Origin of the sequence: Macrococcus brunensis, assembly GCF_004359615.1 — a bacterium.
GTDB lineage: Bacteria > Bacillota > Bacilli > Staphylococcales > Staphylococcaceae > Macrococcus > Macrococcus brunensis.
Map to the genome: position 1 here is coordinate 16,722 of NZ_SCWA01000022.1, position 10,612 is coordinate 27,333.

Annotated in this window: 11 protein-coding genes; 4 read left to right on the forward strand and 7 right to left on the reverse strand. The window is 42.1% G+C overall.

Going from position 1 to position 10,612, the window contains the following annotated elements:
* Positions 1-46 precede the first annotated feature (46 nt).
* The 4 genes from ERX27_RS10005 to xdrA form a co-directional block, all read right to left on the reverse strand.
* Positions 47-1,513, reverse strand: coding sequence for a coproporphyrinogen III oxidase (locus ERX27_RS10005; RefSeq protein WP_133432687.1), 1,467 nt, complete (start codon positions 1,511-1,513; stop codon positions 47-49).
* 57 nt (positions 1,514-1,570) lie between these two features.
* The gene (locus ERX27_RS10010) at positions 1,571-1,924 is read right to left on the reverse strand and encodes a YlbF/YmcA family competence regulator (protein WP_133432688.1); all 354 of its coding nucleotides are present in this window, start codon (positions 1,922-1,924) and stop codon (positions 1,571-1,573) included.
* Positions 1,925-1,994: 70 nt separating this feature from the next.
* Complete coding sequence (locus ERX27_RS10015) at positions 1,995-3,125, reverse strand: DUF445 domain-containing protein (RefSeq protein WP_133432689.1); 1,131 nt, start codon at positions 3,123-3,125, stop codon at positions 1,995-1,997.
* A 44-nt stretch (positions 3,126-3,169) separates the two neighbouring features.
* A complete protein-coding gene (gene xdrA, locus ERX27_RS10020; protein ID WP_133432690.1) occupies positions 3,170-3,634 on the reverse strand; it encodes an XRE family transcriptional regulator XdrA in 465 nt (154 codons plus the stop codon).
* A gap of 314 nt (positions 3,635-3,948) precedes the next feature.
* Here xdrA and ERX27_RS10025 point away from each other — a divergent pair, with 314 nt between their 5' ends.
* Positions 3,949-4,836, forward strand: coding sequence for a cation diffusion facilitator family transporter (locus ERX27_RS10025; RefSeq protein WP_133432691.1), 888 nt, complete (start codon positions 3,949-3,951; stop codon positions 4,834-4,836).
* On the forward strand, positions 4,823-5,521 hold the full coding sequence (locus ERX27_RS10030; protein WP_133432692.1) for an SDR family oxidoreductase: 699 nt from the start codon (positions 4,823-4,825) through the stop codon (positions 5,519-5,521). Before ERX27_RS10025 ends, ERX27_RS10030 begins: the two co-directional genes overlap by 14 nt.
* 33 nt (positions 5,522-5,554) lie before the next feature.
* Here ERX27_RS10030 and ERX27_RS10035 read toward each other — a convergent pair whose 3' ends face one another.
* Genes ERX27_RS10035 through ERX27_RS10045 form a run of 3 tightly spaced genes read right to left on the reverse strand, consistent with a single transcriptional unit; the run spans position 5,555 to position 8,825 of the window.
* On the reverse strand, positions 5,555-6,184 hold the full coding sequence (locus tag ERX27_RS10035) for a response regulator (RefSeq protein WP_133432693.1): 630 nt from the start codon (positions 6,182-6,184) through the stop codon (positions 5,555-5,557).
* A 4-nt stretch (positions 6,185-6,188) separates the two neighbouring features.
* Positions 6,189-7,277: a GAF domain-containing sensor histidine kinase gene (locus ERX27_RS10040; RefSeq protein WP_133432694.1), complete on the reverse strand. Its 1,089-nt coding sequence runs from the start codon at positions 7,275-7,277 to the stop codon at positions 6,189-6,191.
* Positions 7,278-7,286: 9 nt separating this feature from the next.
* Positions 7,287-8,825, reverse strand: a complete 1,539-nt coding sequence (locus tag ERX27_RS10045; protein ID WP_133432695.1) for a bifunctional GNAT family N-acetyltransferase/carbon-nitrogen hydrolase family protein — start codon at positions 8,823-8,825, stop codon at positions 7,287-7,289.
* A gap of 78 nt (positions 8,826-8,903) precedes the next feature.
* Here ERX27_RS10045 and ERX27_RS10050 point away from each other — a divergent pair, with 78 nt between their 5' ends.
* Positions 8,904-9,725 carry an RluA family pseudouridine synthase gene (locus ERX27_RS10050; RefSeq protein ID WP_133432696.1) on the forward strand — a complete coding sequence of 274 codons (822 nt, stop codon included), beginning with the start codon at positions 8,904-8,906 and terminating at the stop codon, positions 9,723-9,725.
* A gap of 59 nt (positions 9,726-9,784) precedes the next feature.
* On the forward strand, positions 9,785-10,390 hold the full coding sequence (locus ERX27_RS10055; protein WP_133432697.1) for a nitroreductase family protein: 606 nt from the start codon (positions 9,785-9,787) through the stop codon (positions 10,388-10,390).
* Positions 10,391-10,612: the final 222 nt, after the last annotated feature.

The following is a 10,612-nucleotide window of genomic DNA, read 5'->3' on the forward strand; positions in this document are numbered from 1 at the left end:
CTTATTTTACAATAAAAAAGACGGCGAAACATAAAAAAGCCGAAGATTAGTCTTCGGCTTTATAGATATGATTCAATTTTTTGATTTTTTCAGTCGTATAATGTGCGTACGACTTGTTATAACTCTTTGGATCTTTAGGATTGAGATAGTTTTCGATCTTACCTGTCTCAGGATGAATGAACTTAGAAGAAGCCCCGCAGCCGATGCCGAGAATCGTCTGAACTTCTTCCATGATAAGAATATTATAAAGAGAATATTCCTGATCAATAGAGTAGCCGATATTTTCAAGATTGCCGAGAATATTTTTCTGCCGGTAGAGATAATACGGCTTGTAACCTTCATCAGATGCAAACTGACGGGTCATATCCATCATGTGCATGATCTCCGTACGAGGTGCCACGGGATATTTCTCTTTGTTACGGGTCATCTCACTTGCCCGCTTGAAGCTGAGCGTATGAACTGTGAGTGACTCCGGTCGCAGCTTCTTCGTTTCAGCAAGGGAATGTGCGACGTGGTCTCTATCTTCATTCGGCAGACCGATAATCAGGTCCATATTGATATTATTCATATGATATTCTCTAGCAAGGTTGAACTTATCAACTGTTTCTTCAACAGAATGATGACGACCGATCGCCTTCAGTGTTTCATCTGTGAAGCTCTGCGGATTGATGCTGATACGGTCGATATTAAAGTCATTCAGTACTTTCAGTGTTTCGGCATCGATGGTATCCGGACGCCCCGCTTCAACTGTCACTTCTCTGACAGTCGACATATCAAAGGATGCATAGCACTGATCCAGCAGCATCTTTAAATCTTTCGGCGTAATCGATGTCGGTGTACCGCCGCCGAAGTAAATAGTGGTCACATGAATACCGTTTTCTTTCAGCCACTTTCCTGTTTCAGCGATTTCATGTAATAAACCGACCAGAAATTCAGGTACATCATTTTTGTGAACCAAGATACTATAGGCAGGGAATGTGCAGTAGGCGCACTTTGTCGGACAGAACGGGATGCCGATATAGACACTCACTTCCCGCTTCAGATTATATAAATCAGGTATCGCTTCGTTCTGTGTATGAACAATTTCCTTCATCAGGTCGAGCTTCTCCTGGCTGATCAGATAATCTTTAGCGAGCCTGTCACTGATTGCCTCGTGCGACCGCCCTTGACGATAAAGACGATGATACAGCTTGGTCGGCCTGATACCGGTCAGCGTGCCCCAGCTCTGCGTGACGCCAGTGTGCGCAGTCAGCATAGTCACCAGCGTTTCTGCGACAGCCTGTTTCACTGTCTTCTTATCATGACCAGTTCTTTCAGCAGTCGCTGTATAAGTTTCTCCGTCAATCGTCATTTGCCCTGTCACGGCGACCGCTTCTTCTTTTGAAATAGTGAATGCGAGCTCATTAGCGCCTTCTCCTATGAGTAGAAAAGAATCTTCAAAATAAAGATTAATAATATTCTGCAGGTATAGGAGGTCATTCTCCATTTCCTGATTCTTTAAATATAGTTTCATGTTTTATCCTCTTTAAAAAAAATAAACGAACACAAGGTTTCGTTTATTTTCTATCTATTATTGATTGTCCTGACCGTATAAATCTTGCAGTGGTTTTAAGATGATGCGGTTTAAATCTTCAATGACTTGGCCCATACGTTGTTCTGCCTGCATAAGTTTTGAGATGTTTTCATCATGCTCGATTTTACCTGCAAGTTCATTCGCTTTTGCGATATCTTCTTCTGTAATCTCTTCGCCGCTCATCTGTTTTTCCTGTAAAGTCATCTGGATGTTGCGGAAATCTGCAAAGATTGATTTAGATTCTTCATTGTTATTAACGGCTTCTAATTGCGCTTTAACCGCCTGATACTCTTCGCTCTGGCGCAGTGCGCTTTCTAATCTGTTTGCTTCATCATAAATATTAACTGACATATGAATTCTCCTTTAACTAACTGTTTTCTCTAATTTAACATACTTAAAGAAGATAATCACTTGATTAGAATTAAATAAAGAGAGCGAGAACCCCTTGCAGGAGCCCGATGATACCGCCCAGTAAGAAGCCAAGCAGTGTGATGAGTTTCAGTTCTTTACTTGCAATCTCAATAATCAGCTGTTCAATGAAGGAAAGTTCAAAACGATCAATCTGATCTTTAATTAGTTCTGCGATATGGAGACGTTCGAGAATAGCCGGCATACTATCAGCCACTCGGGCGAGTCCTTTATCAAGCAGACGGTCCATTCCTTCATTTTCAGCATAATGAAACGCTTCAGGAAACAGTTCAGAGAGCGGTGTACGTGTATAGGCGCTGATATTAATTCTATCTATAATCGTCTGAGCTGACTGATCGATCACTTCGTGAACTTTTTCTTCAGCCATATAATCAGCGGGTGTTGTCTGCATCAAACGGCTGTATTCTTTATCAACTTCACTTTGAATAATTGACTTAATTTTGTTGTCTTCTGTCAGCTTGAGCATCTCTCGCTGCACACGGTCTGCGATAGCAGCGGGTGTCATCAGCATCTGCAGCAGGCTGATCAGCTTCCCTTTTTGTGTAAAGAAATTCTCTACCATATTCAGGATATCATCGTAGCCTTTATCTGAAGCAATATAAACCTGAAACTTCTCAAGTAATAATCCAGAGGCACCGTTCACTTTCAGTGTGAGGTCCTGCCGGGTCTGCTCAGGTAAAAGACGCGTGAATGGCATTTTGTAATACTTGTCTGTGATTGATGTCATTTCACTTTTGATTTTTTCTTCAAGTAAAACATTCAATTGAGCTTCTATATCCAGATTCATTTTTTCTGCCAGATAGCGGATCGTATAACGCTGATTTTTTAAATTCATCAGTTGATCTTTAAGAAATGTTTCAAAGAACCGGCGTGTGTCGGCTGTCAGTATCTTTTCCTTGAAGACTTCAGGCGTCAGTAGATGTCTTGTGACCATCTCACCTATTTTCTGTGAAAGTTCATGACGGCGTTTCGGAATAAGACCCGGCGTGAAAGGCAGCTGTCTGCCAAACAAATAAACAGGCTTATAAGGTCTGAATAACATCTTGATAGCGATATAATTTGTAAAGCCCCCGATGACAGCACCGATCAGACCCATGAAGAGCACGAGTAATAAAGACTGCATAAAGTTCCTCCTTTATAAGAAAAAGCAAACGTCATGACGTTTGCTTAAACATTTACTAGCTGCTCAGCTGTCTTCTTAGAGAAGAACATTTCAGCCTCGCGTTCTTTATTAGAACCGTATAACGGCTGGTTAGAGCGGTCAAGAATACGGTAGAGATTTGAAATCTTGTTGAACTGTAACGTGAAACCTCCTTCTTCACGCTTTGTTTCCCACCAGAGCTCATCTAAGTTATCGTTCTGCGGATAAGCACACGCACCGCGTGAAATCACTTGAACCACTTCAAGCGGATCGCCGCCCAGTGTCGTCTGAAGCACTTCTGAATCACGGAATAAAGCACATAATGAAACGCATGTAGTCCAGTTAGGAAGTACACGTTCTTTCTCAATTTGTACTAACGTTTTCTTTGAAAGACCGATCGTCTGAGCCATTGTATCTTGTGTATAGCCAGCTTCAATTCTGACCATTTTAAATTTTGTCTGCAGTAAATCTGTAAAAGTTTGTTTATCCATTCTATTCGACCTTTCATTTATCAATTTACTCATCATTAAATGTAGTTAACATTAAATTGAAATAATACACATCTAAATAAGTCACTTTAACATCTTAATATAATTTACAAAAAATTAAAAGAAAAAAATACTCATTTTGCGCTCTTTTGCAGATATGTGTCTATTCTCTGTAAATTGACAGATTAGTCACGCAATTTAAATGCAGATTTTATGTTATTTTAGCTATTTTTAACCCTTCTAACTCTTCTATTTTGTAGAAATGAACTCGTTTTTCCGTCATAATAATGAAGTATTCTATATAAAGGCGGGATCGTATGCATATCAAAGATAAACTGGAACAGGCGAAAAAAGGCGCACGCGTCAGTATCATGATGTATATTTTACTGACTATCCTCAAAGTAGCTTTCGGTTATCTCAATCAATCTCATGCCCTGGTGGCTGATGGTCTTAACAACGCAACAGATGTCATCTCATCTATTGCTCTCCTGATTGGTCTTTCAATCTCAATGCGGCCAGCGGACTCGAATCATAACTACGGTCATTACCGTTCAGAGTTTATTGCTTCACTGATTGCTTCATTCATCATGTTCGCTGTGTCAGTTCAAGTTATCGTGCAGGGTATCACTCACTTTATTAAAGGGGAGTACTCAGCACCTACTTTCGAAGCAGGTATCGTCGCCTTTGTGTCCGGCCTTCTGATGCTTGTTGTCTATTTCTATAATCGCAATCTCGCTAAAAAAGTCGGTTCCAGTGCACTCAAGGCTGCAGCCTATGATAATTTATCCGATGCGCTTGTCAGCTTCGGTACTCTTGGCGGAATTCTAGGTGTCATGTTCGGTTTCCATACGCTTGATACGATTGCGGCGATTGTTGTCGGTCTTATCATCATGAAGACTTCTATTGATATTTTCAAGGATACTGCCATCACTTTGACAGATGGATTTGACGTCGAGACCTTGACTGATATGAAACACCTGGTCACGACCATTCCAGGTGTGATTCGAGTGATTGACTTAAAAGGTCGTAACCATGGCGTCATCACATTTGCCGATGTCACTGTGACCGTCAATTCACTGCTCACTGTTAAAGAGAGTCATGATATCGCTGAAGCCATTGAGTTCAAGATGAAAGAACAGTTCGGTTCTATTGAAACTATCGTCCATATCGAGCCAGAAGGAGGAGACACAGATGTTCAAAGATAAAGTCGTTGTCATCACAGGTGGCGCAGCAGGAATCGGTCGTGCTGCTGCAGAACGCTTTAGACAGGAAGGTGCTCATGTCGCTGTCATCGATATACAGGGCAATGATTACTTTATAGGTGATATCAGCCGCCCTGAAGTTCTCGATCAGTTTCACGATAAAGTGAAGAAGGATTTTGGTTCAATTGATATCCTGATTAATAATGCCCTGCCGTTAAGGAAAGGGATTGACGAGTGCAGTTATGAAGAGTTTCTTTACGCACAGCAGGTCGGTGTTGCTGCACCATTTTACCTCAGTAAACTCTTTAAAGATGATTTTACTGAGCAAGGTTCGATTATCAATATCACTTCTACACGTGCAGACATGAGTCAGTCCCAGACAGAAAGTTATGCGGCAGCTAAAGGCGGCTTAACCAGCCTGACACATGCACTGGCCGTCAGTCTTGATATTAGAGTCAACGCCATCGCTCCAGGGTGGATTGATACGACCCACACTGATTTTTCAGGTGCGAACAACTCACAGCATCCGGCTGGACGCGTCGGTAAACCAGAAGATATCGTTGAGATGATGCTGTTTCTCGCTTCTAATAAAGCGGGCTTCATTACAGGTCAGGTCTTTACAGTGGATGGCGGCATGACGAAGCAGATGATCTATCACAATGATCAGGGCTGGCAATATAATAGATAAAACAAAGAGAAGATGACAAGTCATCTTCTCTTTTTATTTATTGATTAAGTTATAAGTCATCGCATAGATAGCAGCTTGCGTACGGTCTGTCACTTCAAGTTTAGTGAAAATATGACTGACATGCGTCTTGACCGTTTTTTCTGATACGAATAGAATATCTGCTATTTCTTTATTCGTATGCCCTTTTGTCATCTCTTCCAGCACTTCAAGTTCTCGTTTAGACAGTTTATTCTTTAGATGCGGTAATGAAACGGCTGTCTCTGCTGCTGTCATGACAGCAGGATGGAAATATTTTTCTCCTGCCACTACTTTATTGATGGTTTCTATCAGCTGACCGGGTTCAGAATCTTTCACTTCATAACCGTCTGCCCCTGCTTCCATCACGCCGATAACATGTTCCTCGTCGATATAGCTGGATAAAACCAGAATCTTGATATCAGGATAATGCTGTTTGATGTATTTCGTTGTTTCAATACCGTCCATATGTGGCATCACAAGATCCATCAGGATACAGTCTGGATGCACGCCTTCTGCCAGGTAGCCAATGACTTCCCGACCATCGCTGAAATCTGCGACGACTTCATAATCTGTCATCGAATCAACTAGAAACTTCAGACCTTGTCTGACAATATGATGGTCATCAACAAGTAAAAGTGTCGTCATCTTCTCATCCTTTCAGCTGCAGTGTAATCGTTGTCCCCGCTTTGCTGCTGTCAATCGATAACTGTCCGCCTATCGACTCTGCACGCTGCTGCATGTTGCCGAGCCCATGGGTCGGCAACTGGTCTGCTGAGCTGGCAGTAAAGCCTTTTCCGTTATCTTCTATTTTAACAGAGTCTGCACTGATTGTGATGACTGCTTCTTGTGTTTCAGCATGCTTTCTGATGTTGTTAAGTGCTTCCTGAACCATTCTGAAGATGGTAATCTCTTCTTTATTATCAAACTGGACTAAACCATCTACATGAATCGTCGTCTCCAGATTCAGCACCTGAGCATACTGACGGATCGCATGGGTCAGCCCTTCTTCCAGACCGATTGGTTTCAGCTGCCAGATAAGTGCACGCATCTCATTGACCGCATTCTGACTCGTTTCCTCGATGATAGAAAACGCCATCTTAGAACGATTATCTACTGTCTGAGCACCCGCTGCATGCGCTGTCAGCTTCAGTGAGAATAACATCTGATTAACGGAATCATGCAGGTCACGCGCTAAACGGTTCCGTTCATTTGTCAGTGCAATCTCCCGTTCTTTCTCAGTCAGCGCAATACGCTTGATGGCACTGCCGATCTGAAATGCGACGGATTCCAGTAGCTCCAGCTCTTCAGCACTATACGTTTCTTTATGAGGCGTAGCCACATTTAACAGACCGAACTTTTCCTGTCCAGACTGCAGTGGCACTGTCGCATGATGTGTAATACCGCCTGTTTCAGTCGGAAACTTTCGGTTCGCCTTAACAATCCGGGAACAGGTGATGATGTTCGATGCCTTCGTCAGCTTACCTTGATGATAACGTGATACGCACCAGCATGGCCCTTCTGTCATATAGTGACAATCATTCCGCTCTAATGCTTGCGGCAGTTCATAATCAGATACCAGCTGATGATGGCCTTCATTGTCGATGAAAAAAATCCAGCCGGTCGAAAACTCACTGCCTTCAACCAGCCGTTTTAGCGCACCAAACAGCATTGACTGAACTTCTGTCTCTTCATTCAGAAATTCTGCTATTTCTTTTAACAGTGCTGTCTTTGATTTCATGCGCTCACCTTATTTCTTGTATTGAATATGATAAAGGTCATGTCTGCGGTCACGGAGTTGACGCACCGTACCATCTTCACGCCCACGACGTAATCCTTCAAGATCGACATCGCCGATCATCACCATCTCTACGTTCTCACCTGTCTCACCGATGATACCGTCACGTGCGAAGCCGAAATCGCTCGGCGTGTAGATGCCTGACGCTGAATACTGGATGTCCATGTTTTCAGTCTGAGGCAAGTTACCGCAAGTACCACTTGTTACAGTATAGATCTGGTTCTCAATGGCACGAGCCATAGAACAGTATTTCACACGTAAGTAGCTTTGACGGTCTTCTGTTGAGAACGGCGTAAAAATAATTTTCGCTCCTTTTTCAGTCGCAATACGTGCCATTTCAGGAAACTCACTGTCATAACAGATCTGGATAGCGATTTTACCGCAGTCTGTGTCAAAGACTTCTACTCTGTTACCTGGTGAAATTCCCCACCAGCGGCGCTCGTTAGGTGTCACATGAATCTTGTACTGTTTCTCAATTGAGCCGTCACGACGGAATAAGTATGAGATATTGTAGATTTCATCATCTTCCTCAACGAAGTGAGAACCACCGATAATATTGATGTTATAACGCATCGCAAAGCTATTGAACATTTCAATATACTGTTCTGTATATTTGGTCAGATGACGGATTGATTCAGCTGGGTTGCGGCGTTCATCAAAGCTCATCAGCTGTGTCGTCAGTAACTCCGGGAAAACGACAAAGTCACTGCCCGCATCATAGGCAACATCAACGAAATATTCAATCTGGTTCGCAAATTCTTCAAAAGAATCTATTTTACGCATCATATAGTTGACGGTACAGATGCGTACAGGGTAGCTTGTCTTGAAATGCAGATTAGTCTTCGCTACGAAATCTGGATTATTCCATTCCATAAGTGTCGCGTATTTATTACTTTTCACGTCGTCAGGCAGATAACCTGGATTAATACGCATTAAAGTGAAGCCGTTCATAAACTGGAATGTCAGTACCGGGTCCTTGATTTTCCGTTTCATGACGTCATTAACATATTCGCGTGGCGATAACTCATCTTTGTAAAGATGATAGTTCGGAATACGGCCACCGATGATAATACTCTTTAAGTTCAGTTCATAGGCAATCTCACGACGTGCTTCATACAGACGCTGTCCGACACGCATCCCGCGGAAATCCGGATGCACCATTACTTCTATGCCGTAAAGGTTATGACCGTTTTCGTTATGGTTCGTGATATAACCTTTATCCGTAATATCATCCCACGTATGGCGATCATCATATTCATCAAAGTTGATGATTAAGCTTGAAGAAGAACCGATTAATGTTCCTTCATATTCAATAACGACCTGTCCGCGCGGAAAAAGGTTTAAATGGGATTCAAGCTGTTCTTTTTTCCAGGGTTCCATGCCAGGAAAACAGACTTCCTGCAATCTGATGACTTCCTCTATATCATCAAAAGTCATCAGACGGGATTCAATTGATTTATTAAAATTCTCTAAGTTAAGTTCTTCAGTCATGTTCATACTCCTTCGTTTACTCTATAATAAATATTATACACGACTCAAGGAGTCGCTAAACATTAGATGGAGGCTACAATGAATATTACAATCAATCAGTCATTTGACGGCATGACAGTAGAAGAACTGCTGAAACACTGGATGCTGCCTAAGAAAATGATTCACGAACTTCGCATGTCAAAAGAACTGACTATCAATAATGAACCGGCAACGTTTCACTCTATACTTCATACAGATGATCAGTTGATGCTACCAGTCATGGAAGAAAAAAGTCAGTACAAATCGTCGTTCAGACTTTGTGAAGTCGCTTATGAAGACGAATACCTCGCTATACTCGTTAAACCAAAAGGCGTCAAGACTCATCCTAACGATATGATGGAGACGAATACTCTCCTTAACCATGCAATCTATACGCTGAAAGCAGCTTATGTTGAACCCATACATCGACTCGACCAGGAGACAGTCGGCCTTGTTCTTGTAGCAAAGAACCCATTAGTCAAAAAGATATTAGACCGTATGCTGGAACAGCGTGACATCACCAGAACCTATAAAGCGAAAGTACGTAGTTTATTACCAATCAAACAGCAGACTATTGAACTGCCGATCGGTAAAGATAAATTTCACCCAAATAAACGTCGTGTATCAGATAGTGGTCAGCAGGCAGTCACACATATCATTGATTCAAAAGTGCTGGGCGATGGTGTCACGGAAGTTGAACTTAAACTGGATACAGGCCGCACCCATCAAATCCGTGTCCATCTTGCTGCAATCGGCTATCCAGTACTTGGTGACCCATTATACAGTGATTCTAAATTACGTCAGCTTCAGTTAACAGGCTATAAACTGACTTTTATCCATCCGATTACAAATGAATATGTAGAAGCAGAGCTCAAACAGTAAAATTGCAATTTGACCTTCTTTCACTTAATATATAAGTGCTAATTAAAAGGAGGATTATCATGTCAGAATTAAACATTTTCACTGATAGAAAAGCGGTCAAAGAATATGACCCCAATTTTAAACTGTCTAAAGAAGAGATAGTCGATCTCTTAGAGAAAGCGAACCGTGCACCTTCCGCATGGAATCTGCAGCACTGGAAATATATCGTCATTCATAGTGACGCCGCAAAAGAGAAACTTCTTCCTCTCGCTTTTAACCAGCGTCAAATTACTGATGCCAGTGCTACACTTATCGTCCTTGCTGATAAAGAAGCAGAGAAAAATATTGATGCTGTCTTTAATCCAGACATAGAAGCGGGACGCATGACCCCTGACTTAAAAGAAAGACTTGCCGGACAGGTCAATGGTGCACATTCACGACCTGAATATGCTTTTGAGGCAGGCGTCCTGAATGCGTCACTTGCAGCCATGCAGTTCATGAATGCGGCGACACTCGCAGGATTATCAACCTGTCCTATCGGCGGCTTTAATCGTACCGCTCTGATTGAAGCCTTTGATATTGAAGACCGCTATTTACCGATTATGCTGATACCTGTCGGTAAACAGGCTAAAGAACCCCGTGCGACAAGTCGTCTTGACGTTTCAGACGTCGCAACATTCTTATAAAAAAAGTGCAGCGAAATTCGGAGGCCACTGAAAATCTCACGATTTTCTATAAGCTCACTAATTCCAACAACTCAATAGTGTAAAAGAACCCGTCGATTTCCTCAACATTAGGAAATGACGGGTTCTTTTATCCTATTTTTCATCCGTAAGTTTTATGATTCTTTTGATATTCACTACGAATATTGTCGCAGCAGTCTGCATTTCCATATTTAATAGACCCGC